General features: G+C 61.7%; 24 protein-coding genes. 13 read left to right on the top strand and 11 right to left on the bottom strand.

Annotation, left to right across the window (positions count from 1 at the left end; all coding sequences use genetic code 11):
* Positions 1-2 precede the first annotated feature (2 nt).
* The 3 genes from CXQ82_RS29345 to CXQ82_RS29355 all read right to left on the bottom strand — a co-directional run bounded on the left by CXQ82_RS29345 (position 3) and on the right by CXQ82_RS29355 (position 1,496).
* Complete coding sequence (locus CXQ82_RS29345; protein WP_058426547.1) at positions 3-797, bottom strand: thiazole synthase; 795 nt, start codon at positions 795-797, stop codon at positions 3-5.
* A 49-nt stretch (positions 798-846) separates the two neighbouring features.
* On the bottom strand, positions 847-1,047 hold the full coding sequence (gene thiS / locus CXQ82_RS29350) for a sulfur carrier protein ThiS (protein ID WP_015886354.1): 201 nt from the start codon (positions 1,045-1,047) through the stop codon (positions 847-849).
* A gap of 71 nt (positions 1,048-1,118) precedes the next feature.
* The gene (locus CXQ82_RS29355; protein WP_101273421.1) at positions 1,119-1,496 is read right to left on the bottom strand and encodes a DUF423 domain-containing protein; all 378 of its coding nucleotides are present in this window, start codon (positions 1,494-1,496) and stop codon (positions 1,119-1,121) included.
* Positions 1,497-1,570: 74 nt separating this feature from the next.
* On the opposite strand from CXQ82_RS29355, the gene mtgA reads away from it, so the two are divergent.
* Positions 1,571-2,293 (top strand): monofunctional biosynthetic peptidoglycan transglycosylase, encoded by a 723-nt coding sequence (gene mtgA, locus CXQ82_RS29360; protein WP_101273422.1) that lies wholly within the window; start codon positions 1,571-1,573, stop codon positions 2,291-2,293.
* A 133-nt stretch (positions 2,294-2,426) separates the two neighbouring features.
* On the opposite strand, the gene rpoH is transcribed toward mtgA, so the two are convergent.
* The 4 genes from rpoH to ftsY all read right to left on the bottom strand — a co-directional run bounded on the left by rpoH (position 2,427) and on the right by ftsY (position 6,489).
* Positions 2,427-3,281: an RNA polymerase sigma factor RpoH gene (gene rpoH / locus CXQ82_RS29365; RefSeq protein ID WP_003176698.1), complete on the bottom strand. Its 855-nt coding sequence runs from the start codon at positions 3,279-3,281 to the stop codon at positions 2,427-2,429.
* 129 nt (positions 3,282-3,410) lie between these two features.
* The gene (ftsX, locus tag CXQ82_RS29370; RefSeq protein ID WP_101273423.1) at positions 3,411-4,433 is read right to left on the bottom strand and encodes a permease-like cell division protein FtsX; all 1,023 of its coding nucleotides are present in this window, start codon (positions 4,431-4,433) and stop codon (positions 3,411-3,413) included.
* On the bottom strand, positions 4,430-5,101 hold the full coding sequence (gene ftsE / locus CXQ82_RS29375) for a cell division ATP-binding protein FtsE (protein WP_017737950.1): 672 nt from the start codon (positions 5,099-5,101) through the stop codon (positions 4,430-4,432). The genes ftsX and ftsE overlap by 4 nt, the downstream gene beginning before the upstream one ends.
* A complete protein-coding gene (gene ftsY / locus CXQ82_RS29380; RefSeq protein WP_101273424.1) occupies positions 5,098-6,489 on the bottom strand; it encodes a signal recognition particle-docking protein FtsY in 1,392 nt (463 codons plus the stop codon). Before ftsY ends, ftsE begins: the two co-directional genes overlap by 4 nt.
* 233 nt (positions 6,490-6,722) lie before the next feature.
* On the opposite strand from ftsY, the gene CXQ82_RS29385 reads away from it, so the two are divergent.
* From CXQ82_RS29385 to CXQ82_RS29400, 4 genes are all read left to right on the top strand, one after another.
* Complete coding sequence (locus CXQ82_RS29385; RefSeq protein ID WP_101273425.1) at positions 6,723-8,078, top strand: pitrilysin family protein; 1,356 nt, start codon at positions 6,723-6,725, stop codon at positions 8,076-8,078.
* The gene (locus tag CXQ82_RS29390; protein ID WP_101273426.1) at positions 8,071-9,561 is read left to right on the top strand and encodes a pitrilysin family protein; all 1,491 of its coding nucleotides are present in this window, start codon (positions 8,071-8,073) and stop codon (positions 9,559-9,561) included. The genes CXQ82_RS29385 and CXQ82_RS29390 overlap by 8 nt, the downstream gene beginning before the upstream one ends.
* The gene (gene rsmD, locus CXQ82_RS29395; protein ID WP_101273427.1) at positions 9,561-10,178 is read left to right on the top strand and encodes a 16S rRNA (guanine(966)-N(2))-methyltransferase RsmD; all 618 of its coding nucleotides are present in this window, start codon (positions 9,561-9,563) and stop codon (positions 10,176-10,178) included. Before CXQ82_RS29390 ends, rsmD begins: the two co-directional genes overlap by 1 nt.
* A 268-nt stretch (positions 10,179-10,446) precedes the next feature.
* Positions 10,447-11,442: a hydrolase gene (locus CXQ82_RS29400; RefSeq protein WP_101273428.1), complete on the top strand. Its 996-nt coding sequence runs from the start codon at positions 10,447-10,449 to the stop codon at positions 11,440-11,442.
* Positions 11,443-11,569: 127 nt separating this feature from the next.
* Here CXQ82_RS29400 and CXQ82_RS29405 read toward each other — a convergent pair whose 3' ends face one another.
* Both CXQ82_RS29405 and CXQ82_RS29410 read right to left on the bottom strand, forming a co-directional pair.
* Entirely contained in the window at positions 11,570-12,424 is an 855-nt protein-coding gene (locus CXQ82_RS29405) for a sulfurtransferase (protein WP_101273429.1), read from the bottom strand.
* A 33-nt stretch (positions 12,425-12,457) separates the two neighbouring features.
* Positions 12,458-13,129 (bottom strand): TetR/AcrR family transcriptional regulator, encoded by a 672-nt coding sequence (locus CXQ82_RS29410; RefSeq protein ID WP_101273430.1) that lies wholly within the window; start codon positions 13,127-13,129, stop codon positions 12,458-12,460.
* A 147-nt stretch (positions 13,130-13,276) separates the two neighbouring features.
* Here CXQ82_RS29410 and CXQ82_RS29415 point away from each other — a divergent pair, with 147 nt between their 5' ends.
* The 5 genes from CXQ82_RS29415 to CXQ82_RS29435 all read left to right on the top strand — a co-directional run bounded on the left by CXQ82_RS29415 (position 13,277) and on the right by CXQ82_RS29435 (position 18,025).
* Positions 13,277-14,704: a coniferyl aldehyde dehydrogenase gene (locus CXQ82_RS29415; RefSeq protein ID WP_101273431.1), complete on the top strand. Its 1,428-nt coding sequence runs from the start codon at positions 13,277-13,279 to the stop codon at positions 14,702-14,704.
* Between the two features lie 28 nt (positions 14,705-14,732).
* Positions 14,733-15,278: a twin-arginine translocation pathway signal protein gene (locus CXQ82_RS29420; protein ID WP_101273432.1), complete on the top strand. Its 546-nt coding sequence runs from the start codon at positions 14,733-14,735 to the stop codon at positions 15,276-15,278.
* A gap of 55 nt (positions 15,279-15,333) precedes the next feature.
* Positions 15,334-16,929 carry a GMC family oxidoreductase gene (locus tag CXQ82_RS29425; RefSeq protein ID WP_101273433.1) on the top strand — a complete coding sequence of 532 codons (1,596 nt, stop codon included), beginning with the start codon at positions 15,334-15,336 and terminating at the stop codon, positions 16,927-16,929.
* Positions 16,930-17,032: 103 nt separating this feature from the next.
* The gene (coaD, locus tag CXQ82_RS29430; RefSeq protein WP_003176711.1) at positions 17,033-17,512 is read left to right on the top strand and encodes a pantetheine-phosphate adenylyltransferase; all 480 of its coding nucleotides are present in this window, start codon (positions 17,033-17,035) and stop codon (positions 17,510-17,512) included.
* A gap of 261 nt (positions 17,513-17,773) precedes the next feature.
* Positions 17,774-18,025: a YfhL family 4Fe-4S dicluster ferredoxin gene (locus CXQ82_RS29435; protein WP_017734768.1), complete on the top strand. Its 252-nt coding sequence runs from the start codon at positions 17,774-17,776 to the stop codon at positions 18,023-18,025.
* A gap of 35 nt (positions 18,026-18,060) precedes the next feature.
* On the opposite strand, the gene mutM is transcribed toward CXQ82_RS29435, so the two are convergent.
* Both mutM and CXQ82_RS29445 read right to left on the bottom strand, forming a co-directional pair.
* Complete coding sequence (gene mutM / locus CXQ82_RS29440; protein WP_101273434.1) at positions 18,061-18,873, bottom strand: bifunctional DNA-formamidopyrimidine glycosylase/DNA-(apurinic or apyrimidinic site) lyase; 813 nt, start codon at positions 18,871-18,873, stop codon at positions 18,061-18,063.
* Between the two features lie 21 nt (positions 18,874-18,894).
* Positions 18,895-19,707: an HDOD domain-containing protein gene (locus CXQ82_RS29445; protein WP_177409970.1), complete on the bottom strand. Its 813-nt coding sequence runs from the start codon at positions 19,705-19,707 to the stop codon at positions 18,895-18,897.
* Positions 19,708-19,984: 277 nt separating this feature from the next.
* Here CXQ82_RS29445 and CXQ82_RS29450 point away from each other — a divergent pair, with 277 nt between their 5' ends.
* From CXQ82_RS29450 to ilvD, 3 genes are all read left to right on the top strand, one after another.
* Complete coding sequence (locus CXQ82_RS29450; protein WP_101273436.1) at positions 19,985-21,181, top strand: class I SAM-dependent rRNA methyltransferase; 1,197 nt, start codon at positions 19,985-19,987, stop codon at positions 21,179-21,181.
* Between the two features lie 198 nt (positions 21,182-21,379).
* Entirely contained in the window at positions 21,380-22,564 is a 1,185-nt protein-coding gene (locus CXQ82_RS29455; protein ID WP_101273437.1) for an MFS transporter, read from the top strand.
* Positions 22,565-22,840: 276 nt separating this feature from the next.
* A complete protein-coding gene (gene ilvD, locus CXQ82_RS29460; protein WP_010167756.1) occupies positions 22,841-24,682 on the top strand; it encodes a dihydroxy-acid dehydratase in 1,842 nt (613 codons plus the stop codon).
* The last annotated feature ends 55 nt before the right edge of the window (positions 24,683-24,737 follow it).

The raw sequence follows: 24,737 nt of genomic DNA on the forward strand, positions 1-24,737 counted from the left end.
TCTTACTTGATCAGACCATCCAGCGGCGAGGAGGCGCTGGCGTAGAGTTTTTTCGGCATGCGACCGGCGAGGTAGGCCAGGCGGCCTGCGACGATCGCGTGGTTCATGGCTTCAGCCATCAGGATCGGTTGCTGGGCATGGGCGATGGCCGAGTTCATCAGCACCGCGTCGCAGCCCAGCTCCATGGCGATGGTTGCGTCGGAGGCAGTGCCCACGCCCGCATCCACCAGCACCGGGATCTTGGCTTCTTCGAGGATGATCTGCAGGTTGTACGGGTTGCAGATGCCCAGGCCCGAACCGATCAGACCGGCCAGCGGCATGACCGCGATGCAGCCGATTTCCGCCAATTGACGGGCGATGATCGGGTCATCGCTGGTGTAGACCATCACGTCGAAGCCTTCCTTGACCAGTGTTTCAGCGGCCTTGAGGGTTTCGATCACGTTGGGGAACAGGGTTTTCTGGTCAGCCAGCACTTCCAGCTTCACCAGGTTGTGGCCGTCGAGCAGCTCACGGGCCAGGCGGCAGGTGCGCACAGCTTCGATGGCGTCGTAGCAACCAGCAGTGTTCGGCAGGAAGGTGTAGCGGTCCGGTGACAGCACTTCGAGCAGGTTCGGCTCGCCTTCGATCTGGCCAAGGTTGGTGCGGCGCACGGCAAAGGTGACGATCTCGGCACCCGAGGCTTCGATGGCCAGACGGGTTTCTTCCATGTCGCGGTACTTGCCGGTGCCGACCAGCAGACGGGACTGGTAGGTACGACCGGCCAGGACGAAAGGCTTGTCGCTACGAACGATGCTCATGGGAAATCCTCGTAATGGGGTGAGGTTCTGCAGAATCCGGGGTAGGCGACTAGCCGCCGCCGATGGCGTGGACCACTTCGACCTGGTCACCTTCGGTGAGGGCGGTTTCGGCGTGCAGGCTACGCGGGACGATATCCAGATTGAGTTCTACTGCGACGCGACGCCCGGTCAGATCCAGACGGGTCAGCAGGGCCGCAACGGTTTCACCGTCGGGCAGTTCAAAGGATTCGCCGTTCAACTGAATGCGCATGCCACGGGCCGCCATCGTTTTTAGGGGCCCGCATTCTAGCCCGATTGGCGTAGCGGGCCCAAGCCCCTTGGTCAGGCTGACTGCAAGCGCCAGGCAGTGAGGCCGAGGAAGAACCAGCCCAACAGGAACGCCAGCCCACCAAACGGCGTGATGATCCCGAGTTTGCTGATACCGGTCATGGTCAGCGCATACAAGCTGCCGGAGAACAGCAGGATGCCGACGACAAAGGAGATACCGGCCCACGTGACCATTCGGCCAGGAATATGTGCCGCCAGCAGCGCCACACCGAACAGCGCCAGGGTGTGCACCAGTTGGTAGGTCACGCCGGTGTGGAAGATCGCCAGGTACTCGGCGCTCAGGCGATTTTTCAGGCCATGGGCGGCAAAGGCCCCAAGGGCGACACCGGTGAAGCCGAAAAAGGCGGCCAGCAGCAGAAAGCTACGCAGCATGAGGAACTCCAGTCAGACTCAGTGGGCAGGGTCTGTATAATGGCCCGCTCAACGGGTTCGGCCAAGCCATCTCTATGCTGCGTCTCCTCTTCAAACGCTTTCTCAACGTCATGAAATGGTTCGCCATCGGCAGTGTGCTGCTGGTGATGCTGTTTCGTGTCGTCCCGCCGCCGTTCACCGCATTGATGGTGGAGCGCAAAGTCGAATCCTGGTTCGATGGCGAGCCCATTGACCTGCAGCGCACCTGGGTGCCGTGGGACGAGATCTCCGACGAGCTCAAAGTGGCGGTGATGGCCGGTGAAGACCAGCGCTTCCCGCAGCATTGGGGCTTTGATTTCGGCGCCATCCAGGCGGCGATCCTGCACAACGAGCGCGGCGGCTCTATTCGCGGCGCCAGCACCTTGAGCCAGCAGGTGTCGAAAAACCTGTTCCTGTGGGCCGGCCGCAGCTACCTGCGCAAGGGCCTGGAAGCGTGGTTTACCGGGTTGATCGAGGTGCTGTGGCCCAAGCAGCGGATTCTTGAGGTGTACCTCAACAGCGTGGAGTGGGATGAAGGCGTGTTCGGTGCCGAAGCGGCGGCGCGGCATCACTTTGGGGTGAGTGCCAAGGGTCTTTCGCGGCAGCAGGCCAGTTATCTGGCGGCGGTACTGCCTAACCCACGGGTATGGAGTGCGAGCCATCCAACGGCGTACGTGGCAAGGCGCGCGGCGTGGATTCGTCAGCAGATGAGTCAACTCGGTGGCGATGGGTATCTGCTTGAGCTGAACAACTCCCGCAAAGCCCCTTGGTCCGAATGACACAACATAGAAACAAATGTGGGAGGGGGCTTGCCCCCGATAGCGGTGGGCCAATCACTGTATTTAGTGACTGATACCCTGCTATCGGGGGCAAGCCCCCTCCCACATTTTTGCCCCAGTGTTGCCCGCTGGATCAGGCGGCGATCGACAATTTCAGCTTGTTCATCGCGCTTTTCTCAAGCTGACGAATCCGCTCGGCCGACACGTTGTACTTCTGCGCCAGGTCGTGCAGCGTGGCTTTTTCTTCTGCCAGCCAGCGCTGGTAGAGGATGTCACGGCTGCGGTCGTCGAGCACTTCCAGCGCTTCGTGCAGGTTGTGGTTGGAGTTATCGCTCCAATCAGCGTCTTCCAGTTGACGCGCCGGGTCGTACCGGTGGTCTTCCAGGTAGTTGGCCGGCGATTGGAAGGCGCTGTCGTCGTCCGCTTCGGCGGCCGGGTCGAAGGCCATGTCATGGCCAGTCAGGCGGCTTTCCATCTCGCGCACTTCACGGGGCTCCACGCCGAGGCTTTCGGCCACGCGGTGGACTTCCTCGTTGTTGAGCCACGCCAGGCGTTTTTTCTGGCTGCGCAGGTTGAAGAACAGCTTGCGCTGGGCCTTGGTGGTCGCCACTTTCACGATGCGCCAGTTACGCAGGATGAACTCGTGGATTTCCGCCTTGATCCAGTGCACGGCAAACGACACCAGGCGCACGCCCATTTCAGGGTTGAAGCGCTTTACAGCCTTCATCAGGCCAACGTTGCCTTCCTGGATCAGGTCAGCCTGGGCCAGGCCGTAGCCGCTATAGCTACGGGCGATATGTACGACAAAACGCAGGTGGGCGAGCACCATCTGCCGAGCCGCCCCCAAATCCTGCTCATAGTAGAGACTCTCGGCCAGTTCACGCTCCTGCTCGGGCGTCAGCAATGGAATGCTGTTGACCGTGTGCACATAGGCTTCCAGGTTCGCACCCGGGACCAAGGCATAAGCAGGTTGCAAAGAAGTGGTCATACGAAAAAACCTCCGACTCACATAACTCGTGCAGTTCAGCACTGCGAAAATTGACCGGGAACCGTAGGACAAGTTCCCTAAACCACTGATACGGTCAATACAAACGAAACCACATTACCCAGACATTAACTACTTCGGTGCCAGCTCGCGTAAATGCCGTGCGACCGCAATCCAAGCACCGATATACCCCAACAAGACCGCGCCAAGCAAGAGGCTAAGACCATCGGCTACCGGTACACCCGCGAGGGCGAAATCACTGCCGTACAAGCCGGCAAGCCCGACTACCGCGTCGTTCAGCCAGTCCAGGCCAAATGCCAGCACGCCCCAGGACAAAATCCCTGCGCCGAAGCCATAAAGCGCGCCCATATACAGAAAAGGCCGACGCACATAGCTGTCTGTGCCGCCGACAAGTTTAATCACTTCTATCTCGGTGCGGCGGTTTTCAATATGAAGACGAATGGTATTACCTATCACCAAAAGTAATGCAGACACCAACAGCACCGTCAGGCCGAACACAAAGCGGTCGCCCAGCTTGAGGATCGCCGCCAGGCGCTCTACCCAGACTAGATCAAGCTGCGCCTGTTGCACCTTGGGCATCTCTGCGAGTTTTTGTCGCAGGGCTTCCAGCGCTGGCTTATCGACTTCATTCGGCGTCACCAGCACCACGCCCGGCAGCGGGTTCTGCGGCAGCTCTTTAAGCGCCTCGCCCAGGCCGGACTGCTGCTGGAACTCTTCAAGGGCCTGATCGCGGCTGATGTACTCGGCATCCGCCACGCCCGGCAGGTTCTTGATGTCGTCGCGCAGGGCCTCGCCGTCTTTGGCGCTGGCATCCAGGTTCAGGTACAGGGAAATCTGCGCCGCGCGCTGCCAGGAACCGCCCAGGCGTTCCACATTATTAAGCAGCAGCGACAAACCCATCGGCAGGCTCAAGGCCACGGCCATGACCAGGCAGGTGAAAAAGCTGCCGATCGGCTGTTTGCCCAGACGGCGCAGGCTGTCGAGCAGGCTGGCGCGATGGCTTTCAACCCAGGCGCGCAGCAGGGTGCTGAAGTCCGGGCCGTCATCGTCGTCGTGTTTTTTCTTCTGCGGCTGCGGGTCGGCCGGTTTCGGCGCGACGCGCTCGGAGACTTTAGGGCTGCGTGTGGCACTCATACGCCAGCCTCCCCGTCACCGATCAGGCGGCCGCGTTGCAGCGTGAGCATGCGATGGCGCATACGCGCGATCAGCGCCAGGTCGTGGCTGGCGATCAGCACACTGGTGCCCAGGCGGTTGATGTCTTCGAACACGCCCATGATCTCGGCCGCCAGGCGCGGGTCGAGGTTACCGGTGGGTTCGTCCGCCAGCAGCAAGGCCGGGCGGTGGACGATGGCACGGGCAATGCCGACGCGCTGTTGCTGGCCGGTGGACAGGTCGCCGGGGTAGAGGTCGGTCTTGTCCGACAGCGCCACACGTTCCAGGGCCGAATCCACACGCTTGACGATTTCGGCCTTGGACAGCCCGAGAATCTGCAACGGCAGGGCGATGTTGTTGAACACCGTGCGATCGAACAGCAACTGGTGGTTCTGGAAAACTACGCCGATCTGGCGGCGCAGGTACGGGATCTGCGCATTGCTGATGGTGGCCAGGTCCTGCCCCGCCAGCAGCAATTTGCCGGTGGTCGGGCGTTCCATGGCCAGCAGCAGGCGCAGCAGGGTACTTTTGCCGGCACCCGAATGGCCGGTGACAAACAAGAACTCGCCACGACGCACTCGAAAGCTCAGCTCATGCAAGCCCACATGCCCGTTGGCATAGCGTTTACCGACCTGTTCGAATCGAATCATGAACGCTCCCGCTCGGCAAAGAGTGCCTGTACAAAGGGTTCGGCTTCAAAGGTGCGCAGGTCGTCAATGCCTTCACCGACGCCGATATAACGAATCGGCAACCCGAACTGTTTGGCCAGGGCGAAAATCACCCCGCCTTTGGCCGTGCCGTCGAGCTTAGTCAATGCCAGGCCGGTCAGTTGCACCGTCTGGTTGAATTGTTTGGCCTGGCTGATGGCGTTCTGGCCGGTGCCGGCATCGAGCACCAGCAGCACTTCGTGCGGGGCGTCGGCATCCAGCTTGCCGATCACGCGGCGGACCTTCTTCAGCTCTTCCATCAAATTGTCTTTGGTGTGCAGGCGACCGGCGGTATCGGCGATCAACACATCGATATTGCGCGCCTTGGCGGCTTGCACGGCGTCGAAAATCACCGAAGCGGAATCGGCGCCGGTGTGCTGGGCGATCACCGGGATCTTGTTGCGCTCACCCCAGACTTGAAGTTGCTCCACGGCAGCGGCACGGAAGGTGTCGCCGGCGGCGAGCATGACTTTCTTGCCCTCCGACTGCAGCTTCTTGGCCAGCTTGCCGATGGTGGTGGTCTTGCCGGCGCCGTTGACGCCCACCACCAGAATCACGAAAGGCTTGTTCGGCGTGATCACCAGCGGCGCTTCCACCGGCTTGAGCATTGCGGCCAGCTCGGCCTGCAGGGATTTGTACAGCGCGTCGGCGTCGGTCAGCTGCTTGCGCGCGACCTTCTGCGTGAGGCTCTGGATGATCACGGCGGTGGCTTCGACGCCCACGTCGGCGGTCAGCAGGCTGGTTTCGATGTCTTCCAGCAGTTCGTCATCGATGACCTTCTTGCCCAGGAACAGGCTGGCCATGCCTTCGCCGATGCTGGCGCTGGTCTTGCTCAGGCCCTGTTTGAGGCGGGCGAAGAAGCCCGATTTGCTGGTTTCGGCGGGGGCGACGACGGGCTCTGGCTCGATAACGGCAGGAGCAGCGACCACAACCGGCACTGGCACTTCCACCACTGGCGGCGCTGCAACCGGCTCAACCACCGCTGGGATCGGCGGCGCCACATGTTCAGCCTGCACATCTTCAACCAGTGCCACAGGCTCTTCGGCCACCGGCAGTTCCGGCCACGGCTTGTGCTCGGGCTCAGGGGCTGGCTCTGGCTCAGGCTCTGGCTCGGCAACCGGCTGCAATACCGGCTCAGCCATCGGCAACACTACCGGCGCCGGCGTTTCGGCAACCGGTTCGGCTTCTACTATAGGCTCGGGGGTCGGTTCAGCTTGAACCTGCGGCTGTTCGGCAACGGTTTCCTGCGGCTTTTTGCGCAGCCATCCGAACAGGCCTTTCTTCTCGCCAGCCGCAGCTGGGGTCTTCTTGTCGTCGTTGGAACCAAACATGGAGACGGCTATCTCAAGGTAGCGACGCGCCAAAGGGGCGCGTCGGTAAATAAAATTCGATGCGTAACAGACTGTATTTTAGCCAGCTCGTTCATGCGCAACATTTTGTAAGGCCTAAATAGAGCCTTAACAAGACAGCCATAGTGGCCGTCCCTAGGTCGGATCAGTATCCTAGCACCTCCTCGCCCGCCGACGCTAAGACCAAGCGGGCAGCTCAACAGGTTTAAAAACGAATGAATGCTCTAGCCCGCCGCGCCGCAGGCCTGCTGTTCAGCACAGTTTGTCTGCCTCTCACAGCCTTGGCTGCCGACCCACAACCCACCCATGAATTCACCCTGGATAACGGCCTCAAGGTGGTCGTACGCGAAGACCATCGCGCGCCAGTGGTGGTTTCCCAGGTCTGGTACAAGGTCGGTTCGAGCTACGAAACCCCGGGCCAGACCGGTTTGTCCCACGCCCTGGAGCACATGATGTTCAAGGGCAGCGCCAAGGTCGGCCCAGGCGAAGCCTCGCTGATCCTGCGCGACCTGGGCGCCGAAGAAAACGCCTTCACCAGCGACGACTACACCGCCTACTACCAGGTATTGGCCCGTGACCGCCTGGGCGTGGCCTTTGAACTCGAAGCCGACCGCATGGCCAGCCTGCGCCTGCCGGCCGACGAGTTCAGCCGTGAAATCGAGGTCATCAAGGAAGAACGCCGCCTGCGCACCGACGACAACCCCATGTCCAAGGCCTACGAGCGCTTCAAGGCCATGGCCTACCCGGCCAGCGGCTACCACACGCCGACCATCGGCTGGATGGCCGACCTGGACCGCATGAAGGTCGAAGAACTGCGCCACTGGTACCAATCCTGGTACGTGCCCAACAACGCCACCCTGGTGGTGGTCGGCGACGTGACCCCGGACGAGGTGAAAACCCTGGCCCAGCGCTACTTCGGCCCGATCCCCAAGCGTGATGTGCCACCGGCCAAGATCCCGATGGAGCTGGCCGAGCCTGGCGAGCGCCAGCTGACCCTGCATGTGCAGACCCAACTGCCGAGCGTGATCCTGGGCTTTAACGTGCCAGGCCTGGCCACCGCAGAAGATAAACGCTCGGTACAAGCCCTGCGCCTGATCTCGGCCCTGCTGGACGGCGGCTACAGCGCACGAATTTCGGAGCAGCTGGAGCGCGGTGAGGAACTGGTGTCCGCCGCTTCCACCAACTACGACGCCTATACCCGTGGCGACACGCTGTTCATGCTGACGGCCACGCCGAACCAGCAGAAGAAAAAGACCGTCGCCCAAGCCGAAGCTGGCCTGTGGCGCCTGCTGGAAGAGTTGAAAGCCAAGCCACCGACCGCCGAGGAGCTGGAGCGTATCCGCGCCCAGGTCATTGCCGGCCTGGTCTACCAGCGTGACTCCATCACCAGCCAGGCCACGGCCATTGGCTCCCTGGAAACCGTCGGCCTGTCCTGGAAGCTCATGGACAGCGAGCTGGCCGACCTGCAAAGCGTGACCCCGGAAGATATCCAGAAGGCCGCGCGCACCTATTTCACCCGCGAACGTCTGAGCGTCGCCCATGTTCTGCCTGAGGAGACCGCTCATGAGTGATCGCAAAAGCAGCCGCCTGATCTTCCCCGGTTTGGTCGTCGTCACCCTGATTGCGGCGAGTGCCGTGTATCTCCTGCGCCCGAGTGACTCCGTTGCCAGCCAGGCGCTGGACAAGGCCGAATCAGCCAACAAGCTGCAATCCCTGGCAGAACTGGACGGCAAGGCGCCGACCAACCGCAAACTCGACGTGCAAACCTGGACCACCGCCGAAGGCGCCAAGGTGTTGTTCGTTGAAGCCCATGAACTGCCGATGTTCGACATGCGCATCCTGTTCGCCGCCGGCAGCAGCCAGGACGGCGACGTGCCCGGCCTGGCCCTGATGACCAACGCCATGCTCAACGAAGGTGTGCCGGGCAAGGATGTGAGCCAGATCGCCAGCGGTTTTGAAGGCCTGGGCGCCGACTTTGGCAATGGCGCCTACCGCGACATGGCCCTGGTGTCCCTGCGCAGCCTGAGCGCCAGCGACAAACGCGACGCAGCGCTTGCACTGTTTGACGACGTGATCGGCAAGCCCACCTTCCCTGCCGACTCCCTGGCACGGATCAAGAACCAGATCCTCGCCGGTTTTGAATACCAGAAACAAAGCCCGGCCAAGCTGGCCAGCCTGGAGCTGTTCAAGCGCCTGTACGGCGACCACCCTTATGCGCACCCGAGCGAAGGTACGCCCGACAGCGTGCCGAAGATCAACCTCGCGCAATTGCAGGCATTCCACGCCAAGGCTTATGCAGCGGGCAATGCGGTGATCGCCGTGGTTGGGGACCTCACCCGCGCCGAAGCTGAGGCGATGACGGCCAAAGTCTCGGCGGCGCTGCCAAAAGGCCCGGCGCTGGCCAAGATTGCCCAGCCGACCGAGCCAAAAGCCGGCCTCAGCCACATCGAGTTCCCGTCCAAGCAGACGCATTTGCTGTTCGCGCAACTGGGCATCGACCGCGCCGACCCGGACTACGCGGCCTTGTCCCTGGGCAACCAGATCCTCGGCGGCGGTGGCTTCGGCACCCGTTTGATGAGCGAAGTACGCGAAAAACGCGGCCTGACCTACGGCGTCTACTCCGGTTTCTCACCGATGCAGGTGCGCGGCCCGTTCATGATCAACCTGCAGACCCGCGCCGAAATGAGCGGCGGCACGCTGCGCCTGGTCGAGGACGTACTGGCCGACTACCTCAAGACCGGCCCGACGCAAAAGGAACTGGACGACGCCAAGCGCGAGCTGGCGGGCAGCTTCCCGCTCTCTACCGCAAGCAACGCGGATATCGTCGGGCAGCTGGGCGCGATGGGTTTCTATAACCTGCCGCTGAGCTATCTTGAGGATTTCATGAAACAATCCCAGGCCCTGACTGTAGAACAGGTCAAGGCTGCATTGAACAAACACTTGAGCGCCGACAAGATGGTCATCGTGACCGCCGGCCCGACGACTGCGCAAAAGCCACTACCGCCCCCCACTGATAAACCTGCCGAGCAGCCGCTCGGGGTTCCGGAGCATTAATGGCCAGTTCATCTCGCCCAAAAAAACCTGTCCACAACGTACACAATGGCGTGGGTCAACTGCGCATCATTGGTGGCGAATGGGGCAGCCGCAAGCTGAGCTTCCCCGACGTCGTCGGCCTGCGCCCGACGCCGGATCGCGTGCGTGAAACCCTGTTCAACTGGCTGGCGCCGTACATCGGCGGGGCCAAGGTACTCGACCCGTTTGCCGGCAGTGGCGCGCTGTTCCTGGAGGCGCTGTCCCGTGGCGCCGCCATGGGCCAGGCGCTGGACGCCAGCAACGTGGCGGTTTCCAGCCTCAAGGAACACTTGGGCACCCTACGTTGCACCACCGGCCAGGTACAAACCGCCGACGCATTGCGCTACCTGGAAACCCAGGCGGCCAGCGCCTACGACGTGGTGTTCCTCGACCCGCCGTTCAACCAGAACCTGTTGCCAACCGTGTGCACGCTGCTGGAAGAACGCCAGTGGCTGGCGCCGGATGCGTGGATCTACACTGAAAGCGAGACGGCACCCTCCACCCTCGGCCTGCCGGGGAGCTGGCGCCTGCACCGCGAGCAGAAGTCCGGTCGGGTGTATTACGCGTTGTGGCACCGTTTGGTCGAAAGCGCCGCTTAAACCTCTGCCGCGCGAGCTCTCTGTAGAGTGAGGGCTTATTGTGGCAAGCACGCTTTTGTGGCGAGCGGGCTTGTTGTGGCAAACACGCTTTTGTGGCGAGCGGGCTTGCCCGCGTTGGGCTGCGCAGCAGCCCCACCAAGACCGCCTCAGTACATCAGGCATACCCAGTCGCCTGGTTTTGGGGCTGCTTCGCACCCCAGCGCGGGCAAGCCCGCTCGCCACAATAAGTTCGCTCGCCACAGTTGGGTAACTCATCACCGAGATCTTCATGACCCCTTCCGCCGACCTGTTCACCCCTGCTTTCGGCCTCGGCAACCCCCACTTGCAAACATTGTGGGGCCCGTTGTGGCGCCCCACTACGCATATCGAACGCCAACGCGAGCGCCTGTGGCTGGAAGATGGCGACTTCCTTGACCTCGACTGGCATGGCCCCCACGACGCTCAAGCGCCGTTGGTGCTGGTGCTGCACGGTCTGACGGGCTCCTCCAACTCGCCCTACGTGGCCGGCCTGCAAAAAGTCCTCGCCGCCCAGGGCTGGGCCAGCGCCGCGCTGAACTGGCGCGGCTGCTCGGGCGAGCCGAACCTGTTGGCGCGCAGTTATCACTCGGGCGCCAGTGAAGACCTGGCTGCGGCGATTGCGCACCTGCGCGCGAAGCGGCCGTTGGCGCCGCTGTATGCGGTGGGTTATTCCCTGGGCGGCAATGTACTGCTCAAGCACCTGGGGGAAACCGGCGCGGCATCGGGGTTGCAGGGCGCAGCGGCGGTGTCGGTACCGTTTCGCCTGGATCAGTGCGCCGATCGCATCGGGCTGGGCTTTTCGCGGGTGTATCAAAAGCACTTCATGCGCGAGATGCTCGCGTATATCCGCGTCAAACAAAGCCGCTTTGCACAGGATGGCCGCGCGGACGGGCTGAAAACCCTGGAAGGCCTCGGCTCACTGGAGAAGATGCGCACATTCTGGGACTTCGATGGCCGGGTGACCGCGCCGCTGCATGGTTTCCTCAGTGCCGAGGACTATTACCGCCGCGCGTCGAGTCGCTATTACCTGGGTGAAATCCGCACGCCGACCCTGATTATCCAGGCCGCCGATGACCCGTTCGTGTTCGCCCACAGCCTGCCCGAGGCCAGCGAGCTGTCGGACTGCACCGAGTTCGAGTTGCTGGCCAAGGGCGGGCATGTGGGGTTTGTCGATGGGTCTATCAAGCGCCCGGGATATTACCTGGAGCGGCGAATCCCCCAGTGGTTACGGGCACAACACGGTTAAAAATGTAGGAGGGGGCTTGCCCCCGATGGCGGTGGGTCAGTTATAGATTTAGTAATCTGACACACCCTCATCGGGGGCAAGCCCCCTCCCACATTTGATTTTTGATTGGGTTTACAGGTCTGGTGGCTCAGTCGCCGGTCGCAATTTCCCGCGCCGGATCGGTAATCCACTCACTCCACGACCCCGCATACAGCTTGCCCAACGGGTAACCCGCCAGGCTCAGGGCGAACAGGTTGTGGCACGCGGTCACGCCAGAACCGCAATACGCCACCAGCTCATCGGGCGAGCGCCCCTGCAATTGGGCGGCGAAACGTTGTTTAAGCTGGTCCGCTGGCAAAAAACGCCCGTCACTGCCCAGGTTTTCGTTGAACGCCGCGCACTGCGCGCCGGGAATGTGCCCCGCCACCGGGTCGATGGGCTCCACTTCGCCGCGAAAACGCGGCTGGGCGCGGGCGTCGATCAGGGTCATGCCCGGCTGGCCCAGGCGTTTTTGCAGGTGTTCGGCATCCAGCAGCAGGCGATTGTCCGGCGTTCCGACAAAGCTGCCCGGCTCGATCACCGGCGCGTCCAGGCTCAGCGGGAAACCGGCGGCGTGCCAGGCCTTGAGGCCGCCGTCGAGGATAAACACGCCATCGCGCTTGCCCAGCCAGGCCAGCAACCACCAGGCCCGGGCGGCAAATGCACCGGGGCCGTCGTCGTACAGCACCACTTCGGTATCGGCGCTGACGCCCCAAGCTCGCAGTTGCTCGGCGAAGGCACCCGCCGCCGGCAAGGGGTGGCGGCCAGTCACGCCCTTGGTGACCGGGCCGCTGAGATGGCGCTCCAGGTCGGCATATTGCGCGCCTTCGATATGCCCTTCGGCATAACTGCAAAGCCCATAGTCCGGGTCTTCCAAGGCAAAGCGGCAATCCAGGATCACCAAGCCGCCGGCCTTCTGGCGCTCGGCCAATTGCGGGGGGCTGATCAGTTGGGCAAGCGACATGACGGACTCCTGTGAACAGATTCGGGAAAGGGCCTACTTCACTTCTTCCAGTGCCTGATTCAACGGCACGTAAAACTCTTTGAACAGGGCGTCCACCGCCTCTTTCGCCTGGGGCGTGATAAATCCGGCCTCCAGCACCAGCACCTGATACACCCCGCGCTTGATCGCCTCGGCGCTCAAATGTTCGGAGTTTTCATTGGTGGTACACAAGAAGCGTACCCAGGAGGTGAGGATAATCCAGGCGTTGAGGGTCAGGGCTTCGGTTTGCACGGAGTTCATATTGAGGATGCCGGCATCGACAAACCCCTGGTAAATGGCGTTGCCCTGGATCAGGCAGCGCTGGGAAAACCGCCGGTAACCGGTAGCCAGTTCCGGGTCGCTTTCCAGCAGGTGTTCAAGGTCGCGGTGCAGGAAGCGGTAACGCCACATGCCGGCCAGCAAGGCCTGCAGGTAGAAACGTTTGTCTTGAACGGTGGCGGCGCGGCCTTGGGGTGGCCGCAGGAAACTGTCCACCAAGGCTTCGTATTCGCGAAACAGCACGGCGATGATCGCCTGCTTGTTGGGGAAGTGGTAGTACAGGTTGCCCGGCGAAATTTCCATGTGGGCGGCAATGTGGTTGGTGCTCACACTGCGCTCGCCCTGCTGGTTAAAAAGCTCCAGGCTGGTTTGCACAATGCGCTCGCTGGTCTTTACTCGTGGTGCCATAGGGGAATCAGCTTCTGTACACGTGATGAGGCATCTTACGGCCTATCCTTGCCAGGTTAAATCTGCATGTTGTTGCAATGGCATTTGACAATTTAGAGCAATGACTCTAAAAATCCACGCAGACCTATAACAATCGGGAACTGCGCCATGTCTGCCAACATTGCCTATCTGCAAGATTCCCAGGCGCTGGATCAACTCCAGGACCTGTTCGACGCCCAACGCCGCGCCTACACCGCCAACCCGATGCCGCCGGCGGGGCAACGCCAGCAATGGCTCAAGGCCCTGCGCGCATTGCTCAGCGACGAACGCCAGGCGCTGATCACTGCCATCAGCCAGGATTTCAGCCACCGCAGCGCCGACGAAACCCTGTTCGCCGAACTGATGCCGAGCCTGCATGGCATTCACTATGCGAGCAAACACCTCAAAGGCTGGATGAAACCTTCCCGTCGCGCTGTAGGCATTGCCTTCCAGCCGGCGTCGGCCAAAGTGATCTACCAACCACTGGGTGTGGTGGGAGTGATCGTGCCCTGGAACTACCCGCTATACCTGGCCATCGGACCATTGGTCGGGGCGCTGGCCGCCGGCAACCGGGTGATGCTCAAGCTCAGCGAATCCACCCCCGCCACTGGCGCCTTGCTCAAGGCGCTGCTGGCGAAGATCTTCCCCGAAGACCTGGTGTGCGTGGTGCTCGGCGAGGCCGAAGTGGGCATGGCGTTTTCCAAGCTACGTTTCGATCACCTGCTGTTTACCGGCGCCACCAGCATCGGCAAGCATGTGATGCGCGCGGCGGCCGAACACCTCACGCCGGTGACTCTGGAGTTGGGCGGCAAGTCGCCCGCCATCGTGTCTGCCGACGTGCCACTCAAGGACGCCGCCGAACGCATCGCCTTCGGCAAAGCCTTGAACGCCGGACAAACCTGCGTCGCGCCGGACTACGTGCTGGTACCGGAAGACCGCGTCGAGGGTTTCGTCGAGGCCTACACTCAGGCAATTCGCGGGTTCTATCCGACCTTAAATGACAACCCGGACTACACCGCTATCATCAACGAGCGGCAACTGGCCCGGCTTAATGCCTACGTCAAGGACGCCACCGACAAGGGCGCAACCCTGATCCCCCTGTACGACAGAGGCCAGGCACGGCGCATGGCCCACAGCCTGTTGCTGAATGTCAGCGATGACATGACCGTGATGCAGGACGAAATCTTCGGCCCAGTGCTGCCGATCGTGCCGTATCGCGGTATCGACCAGGCCTTTGCCTACATCAACCAGCGCCCTCGCCCACTGGCGCTGTATTACTTCGGCTACAACAAGGGCGAACAGAATCGCGTGCTCCACGAAACCCATTCCGGCGGCGTATGCCTGAACGACACGTTGCTGCATGTAGCCCAGGACGACATGCCCTTTGGCGGAATCGGCCCGTCCGGCATGGGCCACTACCACGGCCACGAAGGCTTCCTCACCTTCAGCAAAGCCAAGGGTGTGCTGGTGAAACAGCGCCTGAACGCGGCGAAGTTGATCTACCCGCCCTACGGAAAAGCCATCCAGAAGTTGATCCAGAAGCTGTTTGTTCGCTGAAACCGCCACCCACGGGATAACAATAACAATGAACCCTAGCCTTACGGATTCACCCGCGCTGTCACGGCGCGGCGTCTTGAAAATCGGCCTGTGCGCCAGTGCCTTCCTGGCCACCGCCGGGCTGGGCGCCAGCCTCAGCGGATGCTCCAGCAGCACCCCGGCCAGCGGTTTTGCCATGTTGCGCAGCAGTGACTTGCCGTTTCTGCGCGCGGTAATTCCGGTGTTGCTCGAAGGCGTGGCCAGCGCTCAGGAGGTGGCCTCGAGGATCGAAGACACCCTGAAAAAACTCGACTTCAGCCTGCAGCGCCTCTCGCCGGAGATGTTCAAGCTCACCCAGCAACTGTTCGACGTATTGGGCATGGGCATCACCCGTGGCCCGCTGACCGGTATCTGGGGCAGCTGGGAAAACGCCAGCGCGGAGCAGATCCGCAACTTCCTGCAGCGCTGGGAAAACAGCTACCTGAACCTGTTGCGCATGGGCCAGGGCTCGCTGCTCAAGCTGGTGATCATGGCCTGGTATTTCCAGCCGGCCGCCTGGGCCCACTGCGGCTACCCCGGCCCGCCGAAAATTTAGTGTTTTGGTGCAACTCCGTAGCCACTGATGCCTATAACAACAAGAGTGCATTTCTATGCCCGTACCCGATCTGTTCCGCGACGGCCTGGCCCGTGGGTGGAAAACCCACAATGGTGCCACCCTCGACCATGACCTGACCCTGGAAGCCGACGTGGCCATCATCGGCAGCGGTGCCGGTGGCGGCACCACCGCCGAAATCCTCAGCGCCGCCGGCTACAAGGTGTTGCTGATCGAAGAAGGCCCGCTCAAGACCAGCAGTGACTTCAAGCTACTTGAGGACGAGGCCTACACCAGCCTCTACCAGGAAGGCATCGGCCGCATGAGCAAGGACGGTGCGATCACCATCCTGCAAGGCCGCGCGGTGGGTGGTACCACCTTGATCAACTGGACTTCCAGCTTTCGCACGCCCGACGCCACCCTTTCCCACTGGGCCAGTGAATACGCGGTGAAGGGCCACAGCAGCGCCGAGATGGCGCCCTGGTTCGAAAAAATGGAACAGCGCCTGGGCATCGCGCCGTGGGCCCTGCCGCCGAATGCCAATAACGATGTGATCCGCAAAGGCTGCGAAAAACTCGGCTACAGCTGGCACGTGATTCCGCGCAACGTACGCGGCTGCTTCAACCTGGGCTATTGCGGCATGGGCTGCCCGGTGAATGCCAAGCAGTCGATGCTGGTGACCACTATCCCTTCCACCCTGGAAAAAGGCGGCGAACTACTCTACCTGGCCCGCGCCGAACGCCTGGTCTACAAGGGCGACAGCATCACCAGCCTGGAATGCGTGGCGATGGACGCCCTTTGCGTCGCCCCGACCGGGCGCAAAATCAGCGTAAAAGCCAAGCATTACGTACTGTCGGGCGGTGGCATCAACAGCCCGGCGCTGCTGATGCGCTCGGACGCTCCAGACCCGCATTCGCGGCTGGGCAAACGCACCTTTTTACACCTGGTGAATTTCTCCGCAGCGCTGTTCGACGAGGTGATCAACCCGTTCTACGGCGCGCCGCAGTCGATCTACTCCGACCATTTCCAATGGCAGGATGGCACCACCGGCAAGATGTCCTACAAACTCGAGGCGCCACCGCTGCACCCAGCCCTGGCCAGTACGTTGCTCGGTGGCTACGGCACCCAGAACGCGCTGGATATGAGCCAACTGCCCAATACCCACGCCATGCTCGCCCTGCTGCGCGACGGTTTCCACCCCGACAGCCCGGGCGGCAGTGTGGAACTGCGCGGCGACGGCACGCCGGTGCTCGACTACCAGGTGTCGGACTACGCCTGGGACGGCCTGCGCCGGGCTTTCCACAGCATGGCCGAGATCCAGTTCGCGGCGGGCGCAAAGTCGGTCAAGCCGCTGCACCATGATGCGCGCTACGTGAAAACCTTGGGCGAAGCCCGCACGCTGATCGACGGCCTGAACCTGGAACTGCACCGCACCTGCCTGGGCAGCGCCCATGTGATGGGCGGTTGTGCCATGGGCGAAGAGCCGAAAAACGCAGTGGCCGACAGCCTTGGTCGCCATCACCAGTTACGCAACCTGTCGATCCACGATGGCTCGTTATTTCCCACCAGCATTGGGGCCAACCCACAATTGTCGGTGTACGGCTTGACCGCGCAATTGGCGACAGCCTTGGCCGAACGTCTGAAAACAGCATGAAAAAACCCTCGATTAGCGGTATGTATCTACATAAGTCGACTTGGCCGACCGGGATGGCTGCGATACCATCCGGTTCCCCAACGGACTCCGCCAGGACGACGCGATGAACCGAGTGTTGTACCCAGGTACCTTCGACCCGATTACCAAAGGCCATGGCGATCTGGTCGAACGTGCCTCTCGCTTGTTCGACCATGTGATCATCGCGGTCGCGGCCAGCCCCAAGAAAAACCCGCTGTTTCCCTTGGAACAGCGCGTGGAGCTGGCGCGTGAGGTCACCAAGCATCTGCCTAACGTAGAAGTGGTGGGCTTTTCGACGCTGCTGGCGCACTTCGCCAAAGAGCAGAACGCCAATGTGTTCCTGCGTGGCCTGCGCGCGGTGTCGGACTTCGAATATGAATTCCAGCTGGCCAACATGAACCGCCAACTGGCGCCGGACGTGGAAAGCCTGTTCCTCACGCCGTCGGAACGTTATTCGTTCATTTCCTCGACGTTGGTCCGTGAAATCGCTGCTTTGGGCGGAGATATCACCAAGTTCGTGCACCCGGCCGTGGCCGATGCGCTGACGCTGCGTTTCAAAAAGTAAGGCTTCTTCGCCCTGCTTGTGTGGCGAGCGGGCTTGCCCGCGTTGGGCTGCGAAGCAGCCCCAATCAAGGCACCGCGTAGTTTCAGGTAAGCCCGCAGTGTCTGGCTTTTGGGGGCGCTACGCGCCCCAACGCGGGCAAGCCCGCTCGCCACAGAATCGAAGGCCGCAAGTCTGACCGGCTCGCACTGCGGGCGCCAATGCGGCACAATTGCGCGCATTAGTTTTCAGATGCCCTGGCTGATAGCCCTGGCAGGAGTTTCCATGTCCCTGATCATCACCGACGATTGCATCAATTGCGACGTCTGCGAACCCGAGTGCCCGAACGCTGCGATTTCTCAAGGCGAAGAGATCTACGTGATCGACCCCAACCTGTGCACCCAGTGTGTTGGCCACTACGACGAGCCGCAGTGCCAGCAGGTGTGCCCGGTGGATTGCATCCCGCTGGATGAAGCCCATCCTGAGACTGAAGAGCAGTTGATGGATAAGTACCGGAAGATTACCGGTAAGGCTTGAGGCTTTTTAGTGGCTGTGAAGGCCTCACACACCCATCAGCTCTGACACTTAGGGCAAAACACACTCGCCCGCTGCCCCAGCACCACATTGCGTAGCTCAGCCCCGCAGACCTTGCACGCCTCGCCCCCACGGCCGTAGACGAACAGCTCCTGCTGGAAGTACCCCGGCTGCCCATCGCCGCCGATAAAATCGCGCAACGTGGTGCCGCCGCGCTCGATGGCGGCGGCCAGCACGCGCTTGATCTCGATCGCCAATTTCAAATAGCGCCCGCGTGAAATGCCACCGGCGGCGCGGCGCGGATCAATCCCTGCGGCAAACAACGCCTCCGTCGCGTAGATATTGCCCACGCCCACCACCACCGCGTTGTCCATGATGAACGGCTTCACCGCCATCGACTTGCCACGGGACAGCTGGAACAAGCGCTCGCCATCAAACAGGTCGGTCAGCGGCTCCGGCCCCAGGCGAATCAGCAGCTCGTGGTTGTGCGGGTCCTGGCTCCAGAGCATCGCGCCAAAACGCCGAGGATCGGTGTAGCGCAGGGCCATGCCGGATTCGAGTTCGATGTCCACATGCTCATGCTTGAGCGCCGGCAGGCCGGCTTCCACCAGGCGCAGGTTGCCGGACATACCCAGATGGCTGATCAAGGTGCCCACTTCGGCATTGATCAACAGGTACTTGGCCCGCCGCTCCACCAACACGATGCGCTGCCCGGACAGGCGCACATCCAGGTCTTCCGGGATCGGCCAGCGCAAACGCCGCTCGCGCACCACCACGCGGCTGACCCGCTGGCCTTCCAGGTGCGGCGCGATTCCGCGCCGGGTGGTTTCGACTTCGGGTAACTCAGGCATGTGTACCTCTTGAATAGCGGATCAGTGCGCGCCCAGCTCGCGGATCGACAACTTCAGGCTTTCGAAGTCGTATTCCGACAAGCCGACGTAGTCCAGCACCAGATGGCCGACTGCATTCCACTCATGGTCAACCGACTGATTGCCCAGCACCCGGTAGGACGAGCAGATGTGCTCGGCCATCTTCAGGATCGCCAGCAAGTTCTTGAGCTGTGAATTGCGCGACGACTCATCGCTGAAAATCGCCAGGGCGTTGTGGTGGTTGGCGATGGCGTCGGTCACATGCTCCGGCAGGCGCCAGGACTTGGCCGTGTAGTAGCCGACCACGGCATGGTTGGTGTTGAACGCGTTGTTTTCGGTGTCGACCACGCGGCAGTCAGGGCCGGCGTTGGCGTAGGCCTGCTCGAGCACCGACATGTAGTTGGGGAAGCGCTTGAGCATCAGCGGCACGCCGCAATCGTGGAACAGCCCCAGGGCATACGCCTCGTCCACGGCCTGGGCGCCGGTGCGCTTGGCCAGGGTGAGGCAGGTCATGGCCACGTCCTGGGCGGTGTCCCAGAAGCGATTGAGGGTGACGATGGTGTCATCGCTCATCTCGCCCTTGATCGACAGGGCGTTGATCAGGTTGATGATCGAACGGCTGCCCAGCAGGTTCACCGCGCGCTGGATCGAGGCAATCTTGTTGCTCAGCCCGTAATATGACGAGTTGACGATCTTCAGCAGCGCGCCGGACAGGCCAGGGTCCTGGGCGATCAACCGCGCGATCACCTCCAGGTCCGGGTCGGGCATGTACTGCTCCATCTGCAAATCCACCATGATTTGCGGCTGGGGCGGCACGCTGATGCCTTGCAGGGCCTGTTGGATCTGTTCGGCGGACAGTTCTTGGGACATAAGTACACACTCTGGGCTAGGCGGGGATTCTAACCCCTAAGCAAACCTGACCGACACCCAAATGCCCGATTGAAATCGGACTAAATGTGGGAGGGGGCTTGCCCCCGATAGCATCACCGCCGTACGTCAGATACACCCCGTTGCCTGCATCGCGGGCAAGCCCCCTCCCACATGAACCGCGCCGCAACAGGTATACTCCCGCTCTTTTTTCCGGAGCGACGTCATGTCCCTGCCAAGCCTGCGTCTCAAAGCCAACGCCGATCGTCGTTTGCGCAACGGCCACCTGTGGGTCTACAGCAACGAAATCGACGTGGCCGCCACCCCACTTCACGGTTTCCAGGCGGGCGACCAAGCCATCCTGGAAGCCGCCGGCGGCAAGACCCTGGGCATCGTGGCCATGAGCCCGAACAACCTGATCTGCGCGCGCCTGCTGTCGCGCGACATCAAGTTGCCGCTGGACAAGTCGCTGCTGGTGCACCGCCTCAACGTCGCCCTGTCCCTGCGTGACCGCCTGTTCGACAAGCCGTTCTACCGCCTGGTCTACGGCGATTCCGACCTGTTGCCAGGCCTGGTGGTTGACCGTTTCGGCGACATCCTGGTGGTGCAGATCGCTTCGGCGACCATGGAAGCCCATAAGGAAGACGTGATCGCCGCCTTGACCCAAGTGCTCAAGCCGAGCGGCATCCTGTTCAAGAACGACTCCGCCGCTCGCGACGCCGAAGGCCTCAACCGCTACGTCGAAACTGTGTTCGGCCTGGTGCCGGAATGGGTCGCGCTGGAAGAAAACGGCGTGAAATTCGAAGCCCCGGTGATCCATGGCCAGAAAACCGGCTGGTTCTACGACCACCGTATGAACCGCGCCCGCCTGGCGCCATATGCCAAAGGCAAGCGCGTGCTGGACCTGTACAGCTACATCGGCGGCTGGGGCGTGCAAGCGGCAGCGTTTGGCGCCAGTGAAGTGTTCTGCGTCGACGCCTCCGCCTTCGCCCTCGACGGCGTAGAGCGCAACGCCGCGCTGAACGGTTTTGCCGAGAAGATGACCTGCATCGAAGGCGACGTGTTTGAAGCGTTGAAAGAACTGAAAGCCAGCGAAGAGCGCTTCGACGTGATCGTCGCCGACCCACCGGCCTTCATCAAACGCAAAAAAGACATGAAAAACGGCGAAGGCGCCTACCGCCGCCTCAACGAGCAAGCCATGCGCCTGCTCAGCAAGGACGGCATCCTGGTCAGCGCCTCCTGCTCCATGCACCTGCCGGAAGACGACCTGCAAAACATCCTGCTCACCAGCGCCCGCCACCTGGACCGCAATATCCAGATGCTGGAGCGTGGCGGCCAGGGCCCGGACCACCCGGTGCACCCGGCGATTGCCGAGACGCGCTACATCAAGAGCATTACGTGCCGGTTGTTGCCCAATAGCTAAGTAACACACCGATCAAAGGTGGGAGTGGGCTTGCCCGCGATAGCGGTGGATCAGTCACATAAGTGTCGACTGACACTCCGCTATCGGGAGCAAGCCCCCTCCCACAGTTGTTTTGTGTAGTGTCAAAACGCTTTTGATTGAATTCCATTTTTCGCAGACTAGTATCGGTTTCTGGTTTTACTCCGGAAAACAAAAACAATGTCTGGGCCATACCTTTCCCGCTTCATCCTGATCACCTGCATCTCGCTGATCAGCTTCTTCCCGATCAATATTCTGCTGCCCTCATTCCCCGCCCTGGCCGCCAGGTTCGATACGCCTTCGGCGGATATCGCGCTGTCCATCAGTTTGTTCACGCTGGTCTTTTCGATCTCGCAACTGGTCGCGGGCCCGCTGTCGGATAAATGGGGGCGTAAAGAGGTGCTGCTCGGCTGCATCACGCTGTCGATCCTTGGTGCGATTGGTTGCGCACTGGCGTCGGACTACCTGACCTTCCTGCTGTTTCGCAGCGTACAGGCCATGGGCTGTGGCTTTTTCGTACTGGGCCATGCTCTGGTGGAAGACCTGTTCGACGAACAAGACCGCGCCCGCGTGCGCCTCTATTACATGACGCTGAGTGGCTCGTTTGTCGCGCTGTCGCCGTTGATCGGCTCCTGGCTGCAAACCACCTTCGACTGGCAAGGCAGCTTCTACGGCTTTGCGTTGATGGCACTGGGCATGTTGATCCACGCGATGTGCATCCTGCCGTCCAAATCCGCCAGCCCGCACCGCGTGCCGGTGTCGATTCTCGGCACGTTGAAAGCCGTCGCCAGTCACCGCGACTTCCTACGTTACTGGTGGATCGCCGCACTGGTATTCGCCTGTTATTTCGCGCTGATCAGCGTGACCCCCCTGATTTTCATGGATGCCCTGAAACTCTCCGAATACCAATACGCGCTGGTGCTGATGGTGTACGGCGTTGCCTATCTGCTGGGCGGGGTGGCAGCGTCGTACCTGCAAAAGCGCATTTCGCTGTCCCGACAAATCAATATGGGCCTCGGCCTGCTCTGCGTCGCAGGCGTGCTGTTAACGCTGATCCTGAGCCTGGATGCAATCACCACCGTGACTCTGCTGATTCCGATGCTGATCAGCGCCCTGGCCGTCACCCTGGTTCGCCCGGCCGCGATTTCTGCGGCGATGCGGTTGTTTTCCAGCAGCGCCGGCACGGCCGCGTCGGCGGGCAACAGCATCATGTTCCTCACCGCGGCCGTCAGCAGCGCAGCGCTGGCCCAGGCGGGCGATCATTTGCTGATGACCATCGCCGTCAGTTTCATCGGGCTGAGCCTCTGGGGGTTGGTCACCAATCGCCGAGCAGGCGCGGCTAAGGCTCACGAATTACCGGCGTGAGCAACATGTCACTGGACTGCAATTGCCTGTAACGCGGTTTGACCAACGAGACTCTGCCTTGTCATATCGACCATTCCCTCCAGCCGCCAGCGGTGTAGAATCGGCTCTATTCATCGCCAGTCATCCCCCGGCGGGTTTATGAGCTCAAGGCCACTGCGCACGGCGATCCCGTAACGTTTGCGGCAACTTCCGGACACCACGGCCATTTTTCGGGTGTTCCAGACGTCAATAGAAGCTCACTCCCTTTTGATACCGATTAGCCGCCCGGAGTGCTCCATGCCAGATTACCGCTCGAAAACATCCACCCACGGCCGCAACATGGCCGGCGCGCGCGCACTGTGGCGCGCCACGGGGATGAAGGATGACGACTTCAAGAAGCCGATCATCGCGATTGCCAACTCGTTCACCCAGTTCGTACCGGGCCACGTACACCTCAAGGACCTCGGCCAACTGGTCGCCCGCGAGATCGAACGCGCCGGCGGCGTGGCCAAGGAATTCAACACCATCGCCGTGGATGACGGCATCGCCATGGGCCATGACGGCATGCTGTATTCCCTGCCGAGCCGCGAGATCATCGCCGACTCCGTGGAATACATGGTCAACGCCCACTGCGCCGACGCCATCGTGTGCATCTCCAACTGCGACAAGATCACCCCCGGCATGCTGATGGCTGCCCTGCGCCTGAACATCCCGGTGATCTTCGTCTCCGGCGGCCCGATGGAAGCCGGCAAGACCAAGCTCGCCTCCCACGGCCTCGACCTGGTGGATGCCATGGTCATCGCCGCCGATTCCAGCGCTTCTGACGAGAAGGTCGCGGAATACGAGCGCAGCGCCTGCCCTACCTGCGGTTCGTGCTCCGGCATGTTCACCGCCAACTCGATGAACTGCCTGGTGGAAGCCTTGGGCCTGGCCTTGCCGGGCAACGGTTCCACCCTGGCCACCCACAGCGACCGCGAGCAACTGTTCCTGCAGGCCGGCCGCACCATCGTCGAGCTGTGCAAGCGTTACTACACCGAGAACGATGAGTCGGTGTTGCCGCGCAATATCGCCAACTTCAAGGCGTTCGAAAACGCCATGACCCTGGACATCGCCATGGGCGGTTCCACCAACACCATCCTGCACCTGCTGGCCGCCGCCCAGGAAGCCGAGATCGATTTCGACCTGCGCGACATCGACCGTCTGTCCCGCCACGTGCCGCAACTGTGCAAAGTCGCGCCGAACATCCAGAAGTACCACATGGAAGACGTGCACCGTGCCGGCGGGATCTTCTCGATCCTCGGCTCGCTGGCCCGTGGCGGCCTGCTGCACACCGACCTGCCGACCGTGCACAGCAAGTCCATCGCCGAAGGCATCGCCAAGTGGGACATCACCCAGACTGACGACGAAGCCGTGCACACCTTCTTCAAGGCCGGCCCGGCGGGCATCCCGACCCAGACCGCGTTCAGCCAGTCGACCCGTTGGGACACCCTCGACGACGACCGTGAAAACGGCTGCATCCGCAGTGTCGAGCACGCCTACTCGCAAGAAGGCGGCCTGGCCGTGCTCTACGGCAACATCGCCCTCGACGGCTGCGTGGTGAAAACCGCCGGTGTGGATGAATCCATCCACGTCTTCGAAGGTCGCGCCAAGATCTACGAAAGCCAGGACAGCTCGGTTCGCGGCATCCTCGCCGACGAAGTGAAAGAAGGCGACATCGTGATCATCCGCTACGAAGGCCCGAAAGGCGGCCCGGGTATGCAGGAGATGCTCTACCCCACGTCCTACCTGAAATCCAAAGGCCTGGGCAAAGCCTGCGCCCTGCTCACCGACGGCCGTTTCTCCGGCGGCACGTCGGGCCTGTCCATCGGCCACGCTTCGCCTGAAGCGGCAGCCGGCGGCGCAATCGGCCTGGTGCAGGATGGCGACAAAGTGCTGATCGACATTCCGAACCGCTCGATCAACCTGTTGATCAGCGACGAAGAACTGGCCGCACGCCGGGTTGAGCAGGACAAGAAAGGTTGGAAGCCGGTTGAGAAGCGTCCACGTAAAGTGACCACTGCGCTGAAAGCCTACGCCCTGCTGGCCACCAGTGCCGACAAGGGTGCTGTGCGTAACAAGGCGATGCTTGACGGTCTGTAAGCCGCGCGCATAAAAAAGCCCCGCTCTGTGCGGGGCTTTTTTTTTGCCTGCCAAA

Source organism: Pseudomonas sp. S09G 359, from assembly GCF_002843605.1.
In the GTDB taxonomy this organism is placed as follows: domain Bacteria; phylum Pseudomonadota; class Gammaproteobacteria; order Pseudomonadales; family Pseudomonadaceae; genus Aquipseudomonas.

Coding starts and splice junctions, on each gene's coding strand:
- coaD (WP_003176711.1), top strand. CDS start 17,033: ATGAACCGAGTGTTGTACCCAGGTACCTTCGACCCGATTACCAAAGGC.
- mutM (WP_101273434.1), bottom strand. CDS start 18,873: ATGCCTGAGTTACCCGAAGTCGAAACCACCCGGCGCGGAATCGCGCCG.
- CXQ82_RS29345 (WP_058426547.1), bottom strand. CDS start 797: ATGAGCATCGTTCGTAGCGACAAGCCTTTCGTCCTGGCCGGTCGTACC.
- CXQ82_RS29400 (WP_101273428.1), top strand. CDS start 10,447: ATGACCCCTTCCGCCGACCTGTTCACCCCTGCTTTCGGCCTCGGCAAC.
- ftsE (WP_017737950.1), bottom strand. CDS start 5,101: ATGATTCGATTCGAACAGGTCGGTAAACGCTATGCCAACGGGCATGTG.
- CXQ82_RS29410 (WP_101273430.1), bottom strand. CDS start 13,129: ATGGCACCACGAGTAAAGACCAGCGAGCGCATTGTGCAAACCAGCCTG.
- thiS (WP_015886354.1), bottom strand. CDS start 1,047: ATGCGCATTCAGTTGAACGGCGAATCCTTTGAACTGCCCGACGGTGAA.
- CXQ82_RS29435 (WP_017734768.1), top strand. CDS start 17,774: ATGTCCCTGATCATCACCGACGATTGCATCAATTGCGACGTCTGCGAA.
- rsmD (WP_101273427.1), top strand. CDS start 9,561: ATGGCCAGTTCATCTCGCCCAAAAAAACCTGTCCACAACGTACACAAT.
- ftsX (WP_101273423.1), bottom strand. CDS start 4,433: ATGAGTGCCACACGCAGCCCTAAAGTCTCCGAGCGCGTCGCGCCGAAA.
- CXQ82_RS29390 (WP_101273426.1), top strand. CDS start 8,071: ATGAGTGATCGCAAAAGCAGCCGCCTGATCTTCCCCGGTTTGGTCGTC.
- CXQ82_RS29355 (WP_101273421.1), bottom strand. CDS start 1,496: ATGCTGCGTAGCTTTCTGCTGCTGGCCGCCTTTTTCGGCTTCACCGGT.
- CXQ82_RS29415 (WP_101273431.1), top strand. CDS start 13,277: ATGTCTGCCAACATTGCCTATCTGCAAGATTCCCAGGCGCTGGATCAA.
- mtgA (WP_101273422.1), top strand. CDS start 1,571: ATGCTGCGTCTCCTCTTCAAACGCTTTCTCAACGTCATGAAATGGTTC.
- CXQ82_RS29405 (WP_101273429.1), bottom strand. CDS start 12,424: ATGTCGCTTGCCCAACTGATCAGCCCCCCGCAATTGGCCGAGCGCCAG.
- rpoH (WP_003176698.1), bottom strand. CDS start 3,281: ATGACCACTTCTTTGCAACCTGCTTATGCCTTGGTCCCGGGTGCGAAC.
- CXQ82_RS29385 (WP_101273425.1), top strand. CDS start 6,723: ATGAATGCTCTAGCCCGCCGCGCCGCAGGCCTGCTGTTCAGCACAGTT.
- CXQ82_RS29450 (WP_101273436.1), top strand. CDS start 19,985: ATGTCCCTGCCAAGCCTGCGTCTCAAAGCCAACGCCGATCGTCGTTTG.
- ftsY (WP_101273424.1), bottom strand. CDS start 6,489: ATGTTTGGTTCCAACGACGACAAGAAGACCCCAGCTGCGGCTGGCGAG.
- ilvD (WP_010167756.1), top strand. CDS start 22,841: ATGCCAGATTACCGCTCGAAAACATCCACCCACGGCCGCAACATGGCC.
- CXQ82_RS29425 (WP_101273433.1), top strand. CDS start 15,334: ATGCCCGTACCCGATCTGTTCCGCGACGGCCTGGCCCGTGGGTGGAAA.
- CXQ82_RS29420 (WP_101273432.1), top strand. CDS start 14,733: ATGAACCCTAGCCTTACGGATTCACCCGCGCTGTCACGGCGCGGCGTC.
- CXQ82_RS29455 (WP_101273437.1), top strand. CDS start 21,380: ATGTCTGGGCCATACCTTTCCCGCTTCATCCTGATCACCTGCATCTCG.